The sequence below is a fragment of the Streptomyces sp. Rer75 genome (genome assembly GCF_013414305.1).
GTDB lineage: Bacteria > Actinomycetota > Actinomycetes > Streptomycetales > Streptomycetaceae > Streptomyces > Streptomyces himastatinicus.
Genome location: NZ_CP058693.1, coordinates 1,175,530 through 1,193,401, shown reverse-complemented (window position 1 = coordinate 1,193,401; position 17,872 = coordinate 1,175,530). Strand labels below are relative to the sequence as shown.

General features: G+C 73.4%; 19 protein-coding genes. 8 read left to right on the top strand and 11 right to left on the bottom strand.

The window, feature by feature from the left end:
- Positions 1-55 precede the first annotated feature (55 nt).
- Complete coding sequence (locus tag HYQ63_RS04425; protein ID WP_179932611.1) at positions 56-817, top strand: sulfite exporter TauE/SafE family protein; 762 nt, start codon at positions 56-58, stop codon at positions 815-817.
- A 20-nt stretch (positions 818-837) separates the two neighbouring features.
- Here the strand turns inward: HYQ63_RS04425 and HYQ63_RS04420 are convergent, their stop codons facing one another.
- Both HYQ63_RS04420 and HYQ63_RS04415 read right to left on the bottom strand, forming a co-directional pair.
- Entirely contained in the window at positions 838-1,743 is a 906-nt protein-coding gene (locus tag HYQ63_RS04420; RefSeq protein WP_179932610.1) for an NAD(P)H-binding protein, read from the bottom strand.
- Entirely contained in the window at positions 1,736-2,161 is a 426-nt protein-coding gene (locus HYQ63_RS04415; RefSeq protein WP_179932609.1) for a nuclear transport factor 2 family protein, read from the bottom strand. The genes HYQ63_RS04420 and HYQ63_RS04415 overlap by 8 nt, the downstream gene beginning before the upstream one ends.
- Positions 2,162-2,255: 94 nt before the next feature.
- Here HYQ63_RS04415 and HYQ63_RS04410 point away from each other — a divergent pair, with 94 nt between their 5' ends.
- The 5 genes from HYQ63_RS04410 (at position 2,256) to HYQ63_RS44325 (ending at position 7,134) form a co-directional block, all read left to right on the top strand.
- The gene (locus HYQ63_RS04410) at positions 2,256-2,897 is read left to right on the top strand and encodes a TetR/AcrR family transcriptional regulator (protein WP_179932608.1); all 642 of its coding nucleotides are present in this window, start codon (positions 2,256-2,258) and stop codon (positions 2,895-2,897) included.
- Positions 2,898-3,039: 142 nt separating this feature from the next.
- A complete protein-coding gene (locus HYQ63_RS04405) occupies positions 3,040-3,894 on the top strand; it encodes a caspase family protein (protein WP_179932607.1) in 855 nt (284 codons plus the stop codon).
- Between the two features lie 88 nt (positions 3,895-3,982).
- Entirely contained in the window at positions 3,983-6,112 is a 2,130-nt protein-coding gene (locus tag HYQ63_RS04400) for a SpoIIE family protein phosphatase (protein ID WP_179932606.1), read from the top strand.
- Positions 6,113-6,151: 39 nt separating this feature from the next.
- Complete coding sequence (locus tag HYQ63_RS04395) at positions 6,152-6,898, top strand: asparaginase domain-containing protein (protein WP_257231602.1); 747 nt, start codon at positions 6,152-6,154, stop codon at positions 6,896-6,898.
- On the top strand, positions 6,895-7,134 hold the full coding sequence (locus HYQ63_RS44325) for a hypothetical protein (protein ID WP_257231601.1): 240 nt from the start codon (positions 6,895-6,897) through the stop codon (positions 7,132-7,134). Before HYQ63_RS04395 ends, HYQ63_RS44325 begins: the two co-directional genes overlap by 4 nt.
- Before the next feature lie 2 nt (positions 7,135-7,136).
- Here the strand turns inward: HYQ63_RS44325 and HYQ63_RS04390 are convergent, their stop codons facing one another.
- Together HYQ63_RS04390 and ligD are read right to left on the bottom strand one after the other, a co-directional pair.
- On the bottom strand, positions 7,137-8,123 hold the full coding sequence (locus HYQ63_RS04390) for a GlxA family transcriptional regulator (RefSeq protein ID WP_179932605.1): 987 nt from the start codon (positions 8,121-8,123) through the stop codon (positions 7,137-7,139).
- Positions 8,124-8,151: 28 nt separating this feature from the next.
- On the bottom strand, positions 8,152-9,156 hold the full coding sequence (gene ligD, locus HYQ63_RS04385) for a non-homologous end-joining DNA ligase (protein WP_179932604.1): 1,005 nt from the start codon (positions 9,154-9,156) through the stop codon (positions 8,152-8,154).
- 80 nt (positions 9,157-9,236) lie between these two features.
- Between ligD and HYQ63_RS04380 the strand changes: the two genes are divergently transcribed.
- Positions 9,237-10,298: an ATP-dependent DNA ligase gene (locus HYQ63_RS04380; protein WP_179932603.1), complete on the top strand. Its 1,062-nt coding sequence runs from the start codon at positions 9,237-9,239 to the stop codon at positions 10,296-10,298.
- A 28-nt stretch (positions 10,299-10,326) separates the two neighbouring features.
- Here the strand turns inward: HYQ63_RS04380 and HYQ63_RS04375 are convergent, their stop codons facing one another.
- Both HYQ63_RS04375 and HYQ63_RS04370 read right to left on the bottom strand, forming a co-directional pair.
- Entirely contained in the window at positions 10,327-10,989 is a 663-nt protein-coding gene (locus HYQ63_RS04375) for a dienelactone hydrolase family protein (RefSeq protein ID WP_179932602.1), read from the bottom strand.
- A 41-nt stretch (positions 10,990-11,030) separates the two neighbouring features.
- Positions 11,031-11,816 carry a SigB/SigF/SigG family RNA polymerase sigma factor gene (locus HYQ63_RS04370; RefSeq protein ID WP_179932601.1) on the bottom strand — a complete coding sequence of 262 codons (786 nt, stop codon included), beginning with the start codon at positions 11,814-11,816 and terminating at the stop codon, positions 11,031-11,033.
- A 234-nt stretch (positions 11,817-12,050) separates the two neighbouring features.
- Between HYQ63_RS04370 and HYQ63_RS04365 the strand changes: the two genes are divergently transcribed.
- On the top strand, positions 12,051-12,641 hold the full coding sequence (locus HYQ63_RS04365) for an HhH-GPD-type base excision DNA repair protein (RefSeq protein WP_179932600.1): 591 nt from the start codon (positions 12,051-12,053) through the stop codon (positions 12,639-12,641).
- An 18-nt stretch (positions 12,642-12,659) separates the two neighbouring features.
- Here the strand turns inward: HYQ63_RS04365 and HYQ63_RS04360 are convergent, their stop codons facing one another.
- The 5 genes from HYQ63_RS04360 to HYQ63_RS04340 form a co-directional block, all read right to left on the bottom strand.
- Positions 12,660-13,583, bottom strand: a complete 924-nt coding sequence (locus tag HYQ63_RS04360; RefSeq protein ID WP_179932599.1) for an alpha/beta hydrolase — start codon at positions 13,581-13,583, stop codon at positions 12,660-12,662.
- Between the two features lie 107 nt (positions 13,584-13,690).
- Positions 13,691-13,987 (bottom strand): hypothetical protein, encoded by a 297-nt coding sequence (locus tag HYQ63_RS04355; RefSeq protein ID WP_179932598.1) that lies wholly within the window; start codon positions 13,985-13,987, stop codon positions 13,691-13,693.
- A 194-nt stretch (positions 13,988-14,181) separates the two neighbouring features.
- Positions 14,182-14,967, bottom strand: coding sequence for a DeoR/GlpR family DNA-binding transcription regulator (locus HYQ63_RS04350; RefSeq protein WP_179939740.1), 786 nt, complete (start codon positions 14,965-14,967; stop codon positions 14,182-14,184).
- A gap of 48 nt (positions 14,968-15,015) precedes the next feature.
- Positions 15,016-16,044: a 4-hydroxythreonine-4-phosphate dehydrogenase PdxA gene (gene pdxA / locus HYQ63_RS04345; protein WP_179932597.1), complete on the bottom strand. Its 1,029-nt coding sequence runs from the start codon at positions 16,042-16,044 to the stop codon at positions 15,016-15,018.
- The gene (locus HYQ63_RS04340) at positions 16,041-17,684 is read right to left on the bottom strand and encodes a four-carbon acid sugar kinase family protein (RefSeq protein WP_257232569.1); all 1,644 of its coding nucleotides are present in this window, start codon (positions 17,682-17,684) and stop codon (positions 16,041-16,043) included. Before HYQ63_RS04340 ends, pdxA begins: the two co-directional genes overlap by 4 nt.
- Positions 17,685-17,872 lie beyond the last annotated feature (188 nt).

Here is a 17,872-nt window from a genome sequence, read left to right as displayed (position 1 = left end):
CTTGGCGCCACCCCGCCGTATCCGCGCAGGTGGGGACGTAGCATCGTGTCGTGGCATGAACACCATCGCCCTCTGGGAACTGGCCGCGCTCGCCGGTGCGGCCCTGCTCGTCGGCTTCTCGAAGACCGCCGTCAGCGGGGCCAACACGGTCAGCCTCGCCATCTTCGCGGCCGTACTGCCCGCCCGTGAGTCGACGGGGGTGCTGCTGCCGCTGCTCATCGTCGGCGATGTGCTCGCCGTCCTCACCTACCGGCGGCACGCCCACTGGGCCACGCTGTGGCGGCTGCTTCCCGCGGTCGCCGTCGGGGTGGTGGCGGGCTGGGTGTTCATGCTGTGGGCCGACGACGCGGCGGTGCGCGTGTCGATCGGCGCGATCCTGCTGTTCATGGCCGCCGTCACGGTGTGGCGGCGGCGCACGGGGGCGGACGCGGCGGCGGCCGCCCGGCCGGCCGGTGGCACCGGCGGCCGGGCCAAGGCCGGTTCGTACGGTGCGCTCGGCGGGTTCACCACCATGGTCGCCAACGCGGGCGGCCCGGTGATGTCCCTCTATCTGATCTCCTCCGGATTCCAGAAGCTCGGCTTCCTGGGCACGTCGGCCTGGTTCTTCTTCATCGTGAACGTGTGCAAGGTGCCCTTCAGCGTCGGTCTCGGCCTGATCGACGGCCACTCCCTGCTGCTGGACGCGGGCCTCGCGCTCTTCGTGATACCCGGCGCCATCCTCGGCAAGCTGTGCGTCGACCGCATCGACCAGCTGCTCTTCGAGCGGCTGGTGATCGCGGCGACCGTGCTGGGCGGATTGCAACTGCTGCTGCGCTGACGCCCTCCAGCCCCAAGCCGCTAGCGGCTAGTCCCAAGGCCCTGCTCCCAAGCCGCCCGGTGGGCCTTCGCGAAGTCCCGGAACGACCGCGGCTCGCGGCCGGTGACCCGGAGGACCGTGTCCGTCGTACGGTCCTCCGTGCCGCCCCGGATGTCCTCGTCCAGGCCCGCCAGCACCGCCGCGAACTCCCGTGGCATCCCCGCATCCGCCAGCCTCTCCCGCAACGCCCCGGGCGTCACCGGGACATGGCTGACCCGGCGTCCGGAGACCTCGGCCACGATGCGCGCCGCGTCGGCGTAGCGAAGCGCCTCCGGGCCGGTGATGACGTGGTCCGTGTTGTGCGGGCGGTCGTCCAGCAGGGCCCGGACGGCGACGGCGGCGATGTCGTCCGCGTCGACGAAGCCGACCCGGCCGTCACCGGTGGCGGTGACGATCCAGCCGTCGCCGCGGATGGCATGGGCCACCGCGTGGTCGCCGGTGAAGTTCTGCATGAACCACGACGGCCGCAGCACCGCCCACTCGGGCACCGTGTCCCGTACGAGGCGGTGCAGCGCGCCCAGGCCCGGCGCGTCGGCGGGGATCGCGGAGGAGCTGAGCAGCACCACCCGCCGTACGCCCCGGTCGAGCGCGGCGGCGAGGAACGGTTCGACCAGGGGCACCGGGTCGGCCTCGCCGACGGGGGCGACCAGATAGACCCGCTCCACCCCGGTCAGCGCGGCGGCATGGGTGGCCGGGTCGTACCAGTCGAAGCGCACCCCGTCCGCGCCCGCCTCCGGTCCGGGCCGCCGGGCGGCCGCCCGGACCGCCGCGCCGTGCTCCCGCAAGCGCCGTACGACGCGCGAGCCGGTGTTCCCGGTCGCGCCGGTGACCAGCACGGTGGGTCCCGCGGTGGGTCCAGTGGTGGGTCCAGCGGTGGATTCAGCCATCGGTCCGGCCTCCCTCGGCGGCGAAGGTCAGCCCGTCGTTCAGCACGAGCGGATTCCAGTAGTCCCGGTACGAGACGATCTCGCCGCCCTCGACGGTGATGACGGCGACGTAGTCGATCCGGAGCGGGCGGCCGGTGGGGACGGCGACGGCGTCCACCGAGAACTCCACGATCAGGACGCCCGGGTCCGCGGTCCGGTGCACGGTCTCCTGGGCGACGGCCCGCAGATCGATGTGGTCGGTGTAGTCGCGCACGTAGTCCCACACCGCCTCGCGCCCCTCCAGCCTGCGCGGCCATCCGGGCGGGGCGAACGGGAACTCCATGGTGCCGTTCTCGGCCCACAGATCCGCGAACCCCCGCATGTCGTGGGCGAGCAGGAGCTTCTTCATCCGCTCGTACACCCTGACGCGTTCGTCCATGACGCTTCCCTTTCGCTGAATGGACGGGACGGTACCGTCCCGTTCGCACTGTAAACAGAACGGTACCGTCCCGTCCATCTGCTAGGGTCGGCCCATGCCGGAACCCTCCCGCCCCACCTCGTCCACCCGGCGCGCACCGAGCGGTGCCGCCACGTTGCGCCCGGCCAAGACCGAGGCCATCCGCGCGGCCGTGCTCGACGAACTCGCCGAGCAGGGCTACGGGCGGCTGTCGATGGAGGCCGTCGCCAAGCGTGCCGGGGTCGGCAAGAGCGCGCTGTACCGGCGGTGGCCCTCCAAGCAGCAGATGGTCATCGACGTCGCGTCCGAGCTGAGTGTCGCGATGATCGACCTGCCCGACTCCGGGTCGCTGCGCGGCGATGTGCTCGCCGCGCTGCGGGCGGTCGCCGACTGGCTGACCCATCCACGGTTCAGCCGGATCATCCCGGACCTGATCGTCGAGGCGCGCCGGGACGAGGCGCTGGCGCAGGCGCTCGCCGTCGGCATCGGCGAGCCGCGCCGCGCCCGCGCGGTCGCCCTGCTGGACCGGGCGGTGGAGCGCGGTGAGCTGCCGCCGGACACGGACCGCGAGCTGGCCCTCGACCTGCTCGCCGCGCCGGTCTACTGGCGTATCGCGGTGCGGGGCGTGCCGCCGGAGCCCGGCTATCTGGAGCGCACCGCCGACCTCGTCGTGCACGCCCTGTCGTTCCGCCCCGCGACCCCGGGCACGGGGGAGTAGTTCCCCGGCGTCGTCCCCGTATGGGCCCGGAAAACAGGGCGGGGCGGGGGAGGGGCCCGCATCATCCTGGGGAGGGCGATCCGTCGCCCGCGGGGCGGCCGCGCCGCGCACTGGCCCACCGACCGCCACCCGAGGAGCCCCCATGCCCACCGGTCTCTCCGTGCACATCGGACTCAACCAGGTCGACCCCGTGGCGTACGACGGCTGGAGCGGTGAGCTGAACGCCTGCGAGCAGGACGCGGCCGACATGGCCCGGCTCGCCGGTGCCGCGGGCTTCGAGGTCACCGGCCCGCTGCTGGGCGCCGCCGCCACCGCCGAGGCGGTCACCTCCGCGCTGGAGACCGCGGCCGGGCGGCTGGCCGAGGGCGACATCCTCTTCCTCACCTACTCCGGCCACGGCGGCCAGGTGCCCGACCTCAACCACGACGAGACCGGCGACCGGCTGGACGGGACCTGGGTGCTGTACGACCGTCAGCTGGTCGACGACGAGTTGTTCGCGCTGTTCGGCAAGTTCGCCAAGGGCGTGCGGATCTGGATGCTCTCCGACAGCTGCCACAGCGGTACGGTCGCCCGGCGGTTGCCCGAGGTGCTCAGCGCGGGCGAACTCGGCCGGCGCTTCGACACCGACGACCCCCACGAGGTCGGCAGGAGGCTGCGGGCCATGCCCCAGCCCGTGCAGTCCGCGGTCTACGCACGCGACCGCGACCTCTACGACCGGATCCAGAAGACCTGCACCGCCAAGGACCTCGCGAAGATCGACGCCAGTGTGCTGCACATCTCCGGCTGCCAGGACAATCAGACCTCCGCCGACGGCGCCGTGAACGGACTGTTCACCGGCACCCTGCTGGAGGTGTGGCGGGGCGGCGCGTTCCCGGGCAGCTACCGCGCCCTGCACCGGGAGATCGTCAAGAGGATGCCCCCGGACCAGACCCCCCATCTGGTCATGGCCGGAGCCGAGCGCCCGGCCTTCGCCCGGCAGCGCCCGTTCACCATCTGACCGTGCCCGCATCCCCCATCGGTGGTGCGGCGGTGCGCGGGGCGAGGTATGACAGAGGGAGGGCACGGCGAGCCGGTGAGGTGCCGGTATGACGACGCATGACCGTCTTGACCAGGACAGCGAGGCGGACCCGACGGATGGGGACGGCCTGACCACCGTCGCGGGCGGGGTACTCGACCTCCTGCGGGTCGCCGCCGTGGTGCTGGACGCCGACGGCCGCATCACCCTGTGGAGCCCCGAGGCGGAGCTGCTGTTCGGCTTTTCCGCGGCCGAGGCCCTGGGGCGCCGCGCGGACCACCTGCTCGTCCGCCCGGAGGACCGGCGGGCGGCCAGGGACCTGTTCGCCCGGGTCCGGGCGGGCGACACCTGGGCGGGCGTCTTTCCCGTCCGGCGCCGGGACGGCTCCACCGTGCGCGTCGAGTTCCACACCATGGGCCTCCACGACCGGCACGGCGACGCGTACGCCCTCGGGTTGGCAGCCGACGAGGCGACCGTACGGCGGGTCGAGACCGACCTGGCCGTATCGGGCCTGCTGATCGAGCAGTCGCCCGTCGGGCTCGCGGTCTTCGACACCGAGCTGCGGTGGCTGCGCGCCAACCCGTCGCTCCAGAGCATGAACGGCATGCCCGAACCCCTGGTGCGCGGGCGCCGGATCAGCGAGATGCTGCCCGGGCTCGACACCGAGGCCATCGAGACCGCCATGCGGCGCGTCCTGGCCACCGGGGAACCGATCCTGGACCAGCAGACCATCGGCCGGACCCCCGCCGACCCCGACCACGACCACGCCTGGTCGGAGTCGTACTACCGGCTGGAGGACGCCGGTGGCCGGGTCCTGGGCATCGCCGTCTCCGTCATCGACGTGTCCGCACGCCACCGGGCGGCCAGCGAGGTCGCCGAGGCGCGCGAGCGGCTGGCCGTCGTCGCCGACGCGGGCGTCCGCATCGGCACCACCCTGGACCTGCGGCAGACCGCCCAGGAACTCGCCGACGTGGCGGTGCCCCGGCTCGCCGACCTCGCGGCCGTCGACGTCCTCGACGCGGTGGTGCACCGCGAACCCGTGGCCCGGGTGCGCAGCGACGGCTCGGCCCGCTTCCGGGCGCTCGCCGTCGCCGCGGGCTACCCCACCGAGGCCGTCCACGCCGCCGATCCGGTCGGCGAGATCGCCCGCTACGGCCCGAACCGCCTGATCGCCCAGTGCGTGCGCGACGGCGCGCCGATCCTGGTGCCGCACACCTCCGAGCAGGACATACGCCGTATCGCGCGGGACGAGGCCGCCGCCGACGTGCTGCGGCGCGAGGGCGTCCACTCCTACATCGCGGCCCCGCTCATCGCCCGCGGCAGCGTGCTCGGCACCCTAAGCCTGCACCGCACGGTCAACACCAAGCCGTTCGACGAGGACGACCTCACCCTCGCCTGTGAGCTGGCCATGCGCGCCGCGCTCGCCATCGACAACGCCCGGCTGTACGGGCGGGAACGCGACGCCGCGCTCACCCTCCAGCGCAGCCTGCTGTCCCTGCCGCCGCGCGCCCTCGACGGCCTGGAGACCGCCTCCCGCTATCTGCCCGCGGTCAGCGCGGCGGGCGGCGACTGGTTCGACGTGCTGCCGATGAAGGACGGCCGGGTCGGCCTGGTCGTCGGGGACGTCATGGGCAAGGGCATCCACGCCGCCGCGATCATGGGGCAGCTGCGCACCGCGACCCGCGCCTTCTCCAAGCTCGACCTGCCGCCCGTCGAGCTGCTGCGCCACCTGGACGAGATCACCCAGACGCTGGGGGACTCCATCGCCACCTGCCTGTACGCGGTCTGCGACCCCCGCACCGGGCACTGCGAGCTGTCCACCGCGGGCCATCTGCCGCCGGTCCTGGTCCACCCGGACGGCGACGCCGAGCTGATCGACACTCCCAGCGGCGCACCGCTGGGGGTCGGCGGCGTTCCGTTCGCCGCGGTCGACTGCGAACTGGCCGAGGGCGCGGTGCTGGCCCTGTTCACCGACGGTCTGGTGGAGAAGCGGCACGAGTCGCTGGACGTCGGGCTGCACACCCTGGTCCAGCTGCTGCGCCGCCACCACCACGGCCCGCTGGACCGGATCTGCGACCAGGTGCTCGCGGCGCTGCACGGCGCGCCGGACGACGATGTGGCGCTGCTGCTGGCGCGGCTGTGCGGGCGCTCGCCCTCGGCTGCCTCGCCGCCGCCGGGCAAACGTGGTTACGGTGAATAGTCCGCGTATGACCGCACATGCCGCATTGGGTGGTGTCCCATGCACCGGATCGCCCGCGGTTCCGCCGTCCTGACGGTCCTGGTCGCCGTCGGCCTCGGCACCCCGGCCGCGGCCCTCGCCGTCGCCGAGCGGTCACCGAAGCCGGAGCGCGGACCCGAACCGCAGGTCGCCGTCATCGGCACCGGCGGCACCATCGCGGGCGTCAGCAAGAGCCGGGTGTCCTTCCAGAGCTACGAATCCGGACAGCTCCCGGTGTCCCGGCTGGTCGAGGACCTCAGACCCGAGGTGAACCGGCTCGCCGACGTCACGACGCGGCAGTTCGGCAACAAGGATTCCAACGCCTACTCCCTCCCCGAGTACCGGCGGCTCACCACCGCGGTCGACGACGCGCTGCGCACCAACGACGCGGTCGTCGTCACCACCGGCACGGACACCATGGAGGAGTTCGCGTACTGGCTGGACCTCACCGTCCGCAGCGACAAGCCCGTGGTGCTCACCGGCGCCCTGCGCCCCTGGACGGTCATCGGCTCCGACGGCCCCGCCAACCTCTACAACGCGATCCGCCTCGCCGCCGGCGGCCGCACCACCTGCTTCGGCACCGTCGTCATGCTCAACGACCAGATCCAGGCAGCCCGCGAGGTCCGCAAGGCCGACGCGCTGCGGCTCAACGCCTTCACCAGCGGCAGCAGCGGTGAGCTGGGCGTCGTCGACCAGAACCAGATCCGTCAGGCGTTCGACGCGGGCGCGGCCGGGTCACCCGGGCCGCGGGCGCCTCTCCCGGCGTGACGGAGGCCCGCGACGACGCCGTGAAGAACGGCGTGCTCTTCGCGTCCGCCTCCCGCACCGGGTCGGGCGCGGTGTACGACCCGCACGTACGCGGCGTGGTCGGCGCGCAGGACCTGACCCCGCAGAAGGCCCGGATCCTGCTCACGCTGTCGCTGGCGCGGACCCACGACGAGGACCGGATCCAGCACTGGTTCACCACCCTGGGCACGGAACGGTTCGTGGCCCCCCGGCGGTAGGGCTACTCGCCGCGGAACGTGCAGCGGTACGCGCTCGGGGAGACGCCCAGCGCGTCGCGCAGGTGCATCCGCATTGACGCCGCCGTGCCGAAGCCCGCCTCCGCCGCCACCTGGTCCACCGGCAGATCCGTCTCCTCCAGCAGCTGGCAGGCCCGCTCCACCCGGCGCTGGGTCAGCCACCGCACGGGCGTCATGCCGACCTCCTCCCGGAACCGGCGCGAGAACGTCCGCACGCTCATCGACTCGTGCGCGGCCAGCTCCGCGAGGGTCAGCGGGCGGTCGAGGCGGGTCAGGGCCCAGGCCCGCGCCTCCCGCGTGGAGGAGCCGCGCGGCGCGGGGACGGGGCGGCGGATGAACTGGGCCTGGCCGCCGTCGCGGTGCGGCGCCACCACGGCGCCCCGTGCGACCTCGCCCGCCACCGCGGAGCCGTGGTCGAGCCGGATCAGGTGCAGCAGCAGGTCGATGCCGGAGGCGTCCCCGGCGGAGGTGAGGACGTCGCCCTCGTCGGCGTACAGGACGTCCGGGTCCAGCTCGACCGACGGGAACAGCGTCCGGAACTGGTCGGCGGCCTGCCAGTGCGTCGTCGCCCGGCGGCCGTCCAGCAGCCCGGCAGCGGCCAGGACGAACGCGCCGGTGCAGATGGAGGCGATGCGGGTGCCGGGCCGCCGGATGAGGGCGAAGGCGTCGGCCAGCGCGGGGCCGAGACGGCCCTCGGTCTGCGGCTCGTCCTTCTCGTTGGCGGCCGGGACGATCACCGTGTCGGCCTCGGCCAGCGCCTCCGGGCCATGGGCGACGTTCACGCTGACATCGGAGTCCGTACGCACCTCACCGGGCACCAGCGCACACGTCACCACCTCGTACAGCGGCTCGCCGGACGCCGAGACGGCACGGCCGAACAGGCGGTGCGCCATGCCCAGCTCGAAGGGCAGCAGCCCGTGCCGGACGAGCACGGCCACCCGGTGGCGGTCCGGATGAGTGAAGACAGCCATGACGCGATTCTCGCACCTGATGCGCGGCTCAGTGCTTGGCCCGGCTCGGCTGCACCCGCTTCGGCTCGCCCTTCATCTTGGGGTGCTCCGGCGGATACGGAAGGTCGCCGAGACCGTGCTCCCGCTCGTCCCGGTCGGCCAGTTCCAGCGCGGCCTCCAGCCGGTACGCGTGCTCGTCCATGTCCGCGTGCACATCGCCCATCTCCCGGTAGCGCACCGGCATGGTCGCCAGGTCGAAGTCGCGCGGCCGGGCGTCGGGCACCTCGTCCCAGCGCAGCGGCGCGGAGACCGGGGCGTGCGGCCGGGGGCGTACGGAATAGGCGCTGGCGATGGTGCGGTCGCGCGCGGTCTGGTTGTAGTCCACGAAGATCTTCTCGCCGCGCTCCTCCTTCCACCACGCCGTGGTGATCCGCTCCGGCGCCCGCCGCTCCAGCTCCCGCGCGACCGCGATCGCCGAGCGCCGCACCTGGGTGAAGGTCCACTCCGGCACGATGGGCACGAAGACGTGCAGCCCCCGCCCGCCGGAGGTCTTGGGCCAGCCCCGCAGCCCCAGCTCGTCCAGCACCTGGCGCAGCTCGCCCGCGGCCCGTACCGCGTCCCCGTAGTCGGTGCCCGGCTGCGGGTCGAGGTCGATGCGCAGCTCATCGGGGTGTTCGGTGTCCGGGCGCCGCACCGGCCACGGGTGGAAGGTCAGACAGCCCAGGTTGGCGGCCCACACCACGGCCGCCGTCTCGGTGGGGCACAGCTCGTCCGCGTACCGCCCACTGGGGAAGGAGATGCGGCCGGTCGGGATCCAGTCGGGAAGGTTCTTCGGCGCCCGCTTCTGGAAGAACGATTCCCCCTCCACCCCGTCCGGGTAGCGCTCCAGCGTCGTCGGCCGGTCCCGCAGCGCGCGCAGCGCACCGTCGCCGACGGCGAGGTAGTAGCGGGCGAGGTCGAGCTTGGTGAAGCCCCGCTCCGGGAAGTACACCTTCCCGGGGTTGGACAGCCGCACCGTGCGCCCACCGACGTCAAGCTCCACCGTCTCTGCCATACACCAAAGCTAGGTCCACTCCGCCCGCTCCACCTCCCGGCGGGCGCGCGGGTCCCGGCGGCCGCACAATCGAAGACATCATGGACCTTCCGGTGATGCCCCCGGTGGCACCGATGCTGGCCAAGTCGGTGGCCACGATCCCGCCCGGCATGCGGTACGAGGCGAAGTGGGACGGCTTCCGGGCCATCGTGTTCCGCGACGGGGACGAGGTCGAGGTCGGCAGCCGCACCGGCAAGCCGCTCACCCGCTACTTCCCCGAACTCGTCGACGCCTTCCGCACCCATCTGCCGCCGCGCTGCGTCCTGGACGGCGAGATCGTCATCGCGCGCGAGGGGCGCCTCGACTTCGACGCCCTCCTGGAGCGCATCCACCCCGCCGACTCCCGGGTGCGGCTGCTGGCCCGTACCACCCCGGCGGGCTTCGTCGCGTTCGACCTCCTCGCCCTCGGCGACACCTCGTACATGGACGCACCCCTCAGCGAGCGCCGCGACGCCCTGACCGAGGCGCTGCGCGAGGCCACCGCCCCCGTCTTCACCGCCCCCTGGACCGACGACGTCGAGGTGGCCCGTCGGTGGTTCGACCACTACGAGGGCGCCGGGCTCGACGGCATCGTCGCCAAGCGCCCCGACCTCGGCTACCGGCCCGGCGAGCGCGTCATGGTCAAGGTCAAGCACGAGCGGACCGCCGACTGCGTGGTGGCCGGGCTCCGTCTGCACAAGTCGGGACCGGTCGTCGGCTCCCTGCTGCTCGGCCTGCACGACGCCACCGGCCGCCTCCAGCACGTCGGCGTCTGCGCCGCGTTCCCGATGCGCCGCCGCCAGGAGCTGATGACCGAACTGGAGCCGCTGCGCATGGAGTCGGTCGAGGGCCACCCGTGGGCCGACTGGGCGCGGGAGGAGGCGCACGCCCAGAGCCGGATGCCGGGTGCGCCCAGCCGCTGGACCGGCGTCAAGGACCTCTCCTGGCTGCCGCTGCGTCCGGAGCGGGTGTGCGAGGTGGCGTACGACCACATGCAGGGCGACCGCTTCCGGCACACCGCCCGGTTCCGGCGCTGGCGGCCCGACCGAGAGCCGGGGGAGTGCACCTACGCACAGTTGGAGGAGCCGGTCTCGTACGACCTGCGCGAGGTGCTGGGCGGCTAGCCGAGAGGTGCTGGGGGCTAGCGTTGGGTTAGCGCTGGGTGTCGCGCTGCTCGGCCATGCGCGCGAACCAGTCCCGCGCCGCCTCCGCCGCCTGTTCCAGCGCCCCGGGCTCCTCGAAGAGATGGGTCGCCCCGGGCACCACATGGAGTTCGTGCGGCGCGGCCAGCATCGCGGCGGCCTGCTCGTTCAGCCCCAGCACCTCGTGGTCGTCCCCGCCCACCACCAGCAGCACCGGCGCGCCCACCCGGTTCAGCACCCCGCCCGCCAGGTCCGGGCGCCCGCCCCGGGACACCACGGCCCGCACCCGCTCCGGCCGCTCCGCCGCGGCGGTCAGGGCGGCCGCCGCGCCCGTACTGGCTCCGAACAGGCCCACCGGCAGCCCGCTGGTGCCGGGGTGCCCGGCGAGCCAGTCGACCGCCGCCACCAGCCGCCGTCCCAGCAGCGGGATGTCGAAGCGGTGCTCCGCGGTGATCGCGTCCACCCGCTCCTCGGCGTCGGTGAGCAGGTCGAACAGCAGCGTCGCGAGCCCTGCCCCCTGGAGCACCCCGGCCACCGCGCGGTTGCGCGGGCTGTGCCGGGAACTGCCGCTGCCGTGTGCGAAGGCCACCACGGCCGAGGGGTGTTCGGGGATGGCCAGATCGCCCACGAGCAGGGCGTCGTCCGCGGCGATACGGGCGGTCTCGGAGCGCATCGGCACCTCCTGCCGGGGGAGAACAACGGGGACCGGGCGGGCTACGCGTGGGCCAGCAGCCCCTGGCGCAGCTCGCTGTAGAGCCGGGACAGCCTGCGGGATATGTGCATCTGCGAGAAGCCGAGGATCTCGCCGATCTGGCTCTGCGAAAGCCCGGCGAAGAACCGCAGGTAGAGCACGTAGCGGTCCTGTTCGGAGAGGTTCGCGATGAGCACCCGCAGCGACTCCCGGTTGACGACCCGTTCGATCGCGGCGTCGTCCGCGCCGACGGTCTCGGCGAGCAGCCGCTCCTCGGCGCCCTGCACCGCGGCGTTGAGGGACAGCGGGGTGCAGGAGGCGCTCGCCTCCAGACCGGCGCGTACGTCCTCCTGCGGCATGCCGGTGCGGGTGCTGATCTCCCCGATGGTCGGGGTACGGCCGCCCAGCTCCTGTTCCAGCGCGTCGCGCGCCGAGCGGGTGCGGGAGCGGACCTCCTGGATGTTGCGCGGGATGTGCAGCGTCCACAGATAGTCGCGGAAGTGCCGCTTCAGCTCTCCGGTGATGACGGGGATCGCATACGAGGGGAAGGCGTGGCCGAGGTCCGGGTTGTAGCGGTCGACGGCCTTCACCAGGGCCAGCGAGGCGACCTGGGTGAGGTCCTCCATGTTCTCGCCCTTGTTGCGGAAGCGCAGCGCCAGGCGTTTGGCGACCGGCAGCCACTCGCAGATGATCGCCTCGCGCAGCGCGTCGCGCTCCGGCCCGGACGGCAGCCGGGACATTCGCAGAAAGGCGCCGCCGGTGTCGGGGGTGTCGTCATGGCGTCGGCGGCGAGTCGCGGTTGCTGACATGGTCACTCGCCTCCGTGGTCCGATGTCACGGCCTGCCCGCGGCACAGCGGTGAAGCGGTGAGGTCCCGCTCTTGAGAGGGCGATCGGTTTCACGGTCGGTTCTGCGGTCGCAACCAGGCTCGCACGCCCCCCAAGGTCGTGCAATTCGACCAAATCGCCCCGCCTTTCCTGCACCTTTGGGGGGAATTGTGACGCTGGGTGATTCGGTATCGGAGCGGTGGGTATCCGCCGGGGATGGACGCCACCCTTCGTCTCGCCCAGCAGCCCGAGGCCGACGCCCTGCTCGCGCGCAGCCCCCTCGCTCTCCTGACCGGCATGCTGCTCGATCAGCAGGTGCCCATGGAATGGGCGTTCACCGGCCCGTACACCATCGCGCGGCGGATGGGCGCCGACGACCTGGACGCCCATGAGATCGCCGCGTACGACCCCGAGCGGTTCCCGGAGCTGCTGTCGGAGAAGCCGGCCGTGCACCGCTACCCCGGATCGATGGCCAAGCGGATCCAGCAGCTGTGCCAGTACCTGGTCGAGCACTACGACGGCGACGCGGCCGCCCTGTGGCGCGACGCCCCCACCGGCGCCGAACTCCTCAAGCGGCTGAACGCGCTGCCCGGCTACGGCAAGCAGAAGTCCCAGATCTTCCTGGCCCTGCTCGGCAAGCGGTTCGGGGTGCGGCCCGAGGGCTGGCGCGAGGCGGCGGGGTCGTACGGCGAGGAGGGCTCGTACCGCTCGGTCGCCGACATCACCGGACCCGAGTCCCTGGGCAAGGTGCGCGCCTACAAGCAGCAGATGAAGCAGCAGGCCAAGGCGCGCGGTGCCGGGAGCTGAACACCGGGGATACCGGGGTCAGGCCGTGTCGAGCGCGTCGCGCAGGGTGTCCACGGCCAGGGTGAGCGCGGCTCGTGCCGCATGGGTGTCCCGCAGCGCGTCGAGCATCAGGAAGTCATGGATGATGCCCTGCATGCGCAGCGCGGTCACCGGCACACCGGCGTCGCGGAGCTTGTTCGCGTACGCCTCGCCCTCGTCCCGCAGCACATCGGCCTCACCGGTGATGACCAGCGCGGGCGGCAGCCCCTTGAGCTGGCCGGTGTCCGCGCGCAGCGGGGAGGCGGTGATCTCGGCCCGCTGCGCGGGGTCGGTGGTGTACTGGTCCCAGAACCACTTCATGCCCTCGCGGGTCAGGTAGTAGCCGTCGGCGAACTGGTCGTACGAGCCGGTGTCGAAGTTCGCGTCGGTCACCGGGTAGAACAGCACCTGCTGGACGGGGGAGACGTCGCCGCGCTCCTTGGCCAGCAGGGTCAGCGCGGCGGTCATGTTGCCGCCCACCGAGTCCCCGGCCACCGCGAGCCGGTTCGCGTCGAGCCCGGCGCCCTCGCCGTGCGCCACGATCCACTGCCCGACCGCGTAACACTGTTCCAGGGCCACCGGGTAGCGGGCCTCGGGGGAGAGGTCGTACTCGGGGAACACCACGGCCGCGCCGACTCCGACCGCCAGCTCCCGGGCCAGCCGGTCATGCGTGTGCGCATTGCCGAACACCCAGCCCGCGCCGTGCACATAGAGGATCACCGGAAGGGTCCCGGAGGCGTTCGGCGGACGGATGATCCGGGCCTTCACCCCACCGGCCGGAATCCCGGTGACGCTGATCCACTCCTCGTCCACCTCGGGCTTGGGAACCTCACCGGACTGCACCTCGTCGACCGTCCTGCGGCCCTCGGCGAACGCGGCGGCCGCGGGCTCCAGGACGGGGCGGGACGGTGCGGTGCGCGGCATCTGCGGCTCCTTGGCGGTCCGGGATCCGGTCCGGGACTCGACCATCTCACCGCGACCGCGCCCGCACTCGTCCGCTTACGCCGGCAGGGGGAGAAGCGTATTCCTGATCAGGTCAGCGGGCCCGGCGCCGGGGAGGGGTCGGGGACCGGATCGGGGCCCGGGGGATGGGGGATGGGGTCCGGGGACGGCCCCGGAGGCGGCCCCGGGGTGGGGTTCGGCGGCGGCTCCGGCGGGGGCGACGGCACCGGGTCCGGCGGCGGTCCCGGCGGCGGACCGGGCACGGGCCCCGGCGCGGGGCCGGGCTCCGGGCCGCCCGGTCCGGGCGACGGGGTCGGGTTCGGCGGCACGGGGTCGTCGGGCTGCGTCGGGTCGGCGGCGGGAATCGGGTCGGTGTGCCGTGCCACGGTGTCCTCCAAAAGCTCATGAGACGGTGGCCACCTCATATGCGGGGCGGGTGCCCGATCGCCCCCTGCCCACGCATGGCTACGGCGCCGAATGGGAGAAAATCCCCGACGCCATAACGGCCTATTCCATCCTATCCGTTATGGATTGCCCATGGATTGCCGCTTATCGGCGTAATTCGCTATTCCTCGGTGGCTTATTCGGAATTCCCGGCGTCCGCGATCACGACCTCGACGCCCCCGGCGCGCAGCGCCCCGATCTCGTCCGGGTCGGCGCCGCCGTCGGTCACCAGGGTCCAGCCGGGCGGCAGCCGTATCCAGGTGTGGAACGGGCGCCGGCCGACCTTGGCCGCGTGCGCCAGCACGTACACCCGCTCGGCGCGCCGGGCCATCAGCTCCTTCAGCCGGGTCTGGCGCAGATCCGCCTCGCAGATGCCGTGCTCCGCCGTCACCCCGTCGGCGCCCAGGAAGACCCGGTCGAACGTCATGCGCTCCAGCGCCGCCTCGGCGAGCGGACCCAGGAAGCTCTGGCTCAGCGGCCGGAGCGTACCGCCCAGGCACTCCACCCGCACGGACTCCACGTCCGCCAGCTCCTGGAGCGCGGTGAGCCCGGTCGTGGCCACCGTCAGCCCCTCGGCCGTGCGCAGCTCATGGGCGAGGGCGCCGACGGTCGAGCCCGCGTCCAGCAGCACCGTCTCGCCGGTACGGACGGTCGACGCCGCCCAGCGGGCGATGGCCCGCTTCGCATCGAACGCCTCGCCGGTGCGCTGGCGCAGCGACGCCTCGGGGTGGGCGACGAGGGCCATCGCCCCGCCGTACGTCCGCGCCAGCCGACCGTCGGCGGTCAGCTGGGCGAGGTCACGGCGGATGGTGGAGGCGGTGACCCCGAACGTACGGGACAGCTCCTCCACGCTGGCGAGGCCCGTGGTCGTCGCGAGGTGGACGATCTGGTCGCGCCGGGCCCGTGCTCCCTGTACCGGCAATGTCACTCGTCCTTCTCGGTCTTCCTCGATCTTCTCGATCACGTGGCTTCAGCGGGCGGGCGAGGGCGACATGTCGGCGGCCTGCCGCAGCGCCTCGATCATGCTACCGGCGTCGGCCTTGCCGGTACCGGCGATGTCGAACGCGGTGCCGTGGTCGACGGAGGTGCGGATCACGGGGAGGCCGACGGTGAGGTTGACCCCGGCCTCCAGGCCCAGCACCTTGACCGGGCCGTGCCCCTGGTCGTGGTACATGGCCACGATCAGGTCGTAGTCGCCGCGCCCGGCCAGGAAGAAGGCGGTGTCGGCGGGGAGCGGTCCGCGGGCGTCGATGCCGTCCTCGCGCAGCACCTCCAGCGCGGGCACGATCTTCTCCTCCTCCTCGCCGTAGCCGAACAGCCCGTTCTCCCCGGCGTGCGGATTGATGCCGCATACCCCGATCACCGGCTGTGGGGTCCCCGCCCGGACCATCGCGTCGTGGCCGCGGCGCACGGTGCGTTCGACCAGCCCCGGCTCGATCTTGTTGACGGCGTCGATGAGCCCGATGTGGGTGGTGACGTGGATGACCTTCACCGTCGGGGTGGCCAGCATCATCGACACCTCCTCGACACCGGTGAGATGGGCCAGCAGCTCGGTGTGGCCGGGGAAGACGTGCCCGCCCGCGTGCAGGGCCTCCTTGTTCAGCGGCGCGGTGCAGATGCCCTGCACCTCACCGTCCATGGCGAGCCGGGCGGCCGCCCGTACGTACTGGTACGCGGCGTCCCCGGCGACCGCGGACAGCTCGCCCCAGGGCAGCTCGGCGGGGAGCAGCCCGAGGTCGATGACGTTGATCCGGTCCGGGGTGAACTCGGCCTCGGCGGGCGCGCCGACCGTCACGATGTCGCACGCGATGTCGCGCAGCCGGGCCGCCTGCCGCAGCCGCTCCGCGTCCCCGATGACCACCGGACGGCAGCGCCGGAGGGTCTCCGGGGCGAGCAGCGCGGGGACGATCACCTCGGGCCCGATGCCCGCGCCGTCGCCCATGGTGACCGCGATGAGCGGGAGCGGACCGGCGGGGGCGAGGTGGGTGGGTGCGTTCATGAGGTGACCTTCCGTTCGGTCGAGTGGGGGTGCAGCGCCCGGACGATGTGACGTAGGGAATCGGGATCGCCGAAGCTGCCCGGGCGGGTCACGACGGATCGCCCGTCGGGAGTGCGGAGGTGTACGGCGCCGTGGTGCACCTGCCCGACGGGGTCGAGCCGGGTGATCGCAAGCGCGTCCAGCACCCGGCGGGCCGTCTCCCCGCCGGTCAGGACGAGGTCGGCACCGCCGTCGTGCGCCGCGAGCGCGGCGGCGACGGCACGGGCCAGCCCGTGCACCAGCCGCCGGGCGGGCACGGGGCCGGGCGCGGCGCCGTCGCCGGACCCGGTTTCGGGCCGGGGCGGCGCCGGGGCGGGGGCGTTGGCCGTGCCGTCGGGTGCGGTGGTGGTCGCGGTGTGGTGCCGTGCTGTGGCGGCCACGGCGGAGGCCGTGCCAACGGCCTCCGGGGCGGCGGTCGTTGCGGGGGATGTCACGCCGCGCGGCGGACCGGCGGGCGGCGCGATGGTGACGACCGTGACCGGGGCCGTGAGCGGGGGCAGGGCGGCCGCGGGCGGCTCCGACAGCAGTCCGGCCAGGTCGAGCGGGACGTGTACGGCGCCGTCGGCGACCAGTCGGCGCACCTGCTCGACGGCGCCCGGCTCGGCCGTACCGACGACCACCAGCACGGGCCGGTCGGCGGTCTCCACGGCTTCGGCCCGCGGCGCGGTTTCCGCGTGGGGTGCCGCGTTCGCCGTCTCGGGCCGCGTTGCCCTGTCCGCCTGCGCTGCGGTCTCGGCGCGCGGCGCCGCGTCCGCCATCTCGGGCTGTGCCGCCGTATCCGCCCGTGCTGCGGTTTCCCGCCGCGTAGCGGTCCCGGCGCGCGGCGCGGTTCGGCCCCGCGTCGTCGGCTCCGCCGCCTCCGGCCCCGCCGCCGGGGCCGGGTGCGCGGCGCCCTCCGCCGCCAGGTGGCGGCCGAGGGCGGTCGCCAGGCCGCCGGTGCCGACCAGGCGTAGCCGCAGGTCGTCGGCGAGCGAGGCCGCGACGATCGCGTCCAGGTCGGCGTCCGTCTCCGCGTCGCAGACCGCCACCCGTCCCGCCGCCACCGCGGCCCGCAGCGCGGACAGCAGGGTGGGCCGCGCGGCGCGTACGGTCGCGAGGGGGATCAGCGCGGTGGGCAACCCGCCCAGCGCGTCGGCCACCGAGGACGGCGGGGCCGTGGCCTCGGCGCGCCAGGCCTCGCCCTCGTGCAGCGGCACCCCGCCGAGGTGCACCACGCCCGCGCGCACCACGCGCCCGGCGACCGGCAGGGCGGGGGCGACGACCACGCCCGGCCCGTCCGCCGCCAGCGCGGCGACCTCGGCGGCCACATTGCCCCGCAGCAGCGAGTCGATCTTCTTCAGGACCAGGGTGTCGCCCGTGGGCGCCATCCGCAGTGCGCCGCGGACCGCGTCGGCCGCGTCCTCGGCCGGGCAGTGGCGCGAGTCGAGGTCCAGCACGGTCACGGCCCGCGCGTCGGCCGCGGATATCTCCTCGGGACCGGTTGCGGCAGGCCCAAGGAGGAGTACCCGACTGCGCGTTGTGCGCGACCTCAGCCCGGCGGCGGTCTCGGCGGCACCGGACAGGTCGTCCGCGATGGCCAGCACCCTGCGGAAGGGCGGCATCTCCACCGGTACCTCCTTGAATGGCCATGACAGGGGGAGTGATCAGATGTGATCGAACGTGAGCAGACGGCGGACACGCGGCCTCCGTGGTCTCGATGATGACACACGTTGCGCGAATCGCGCGAGAGGTATTGCGTAAAGCGCGCAGTCATGTCACGGTGACCGCCGCGACACCTTGACCCGTCCGG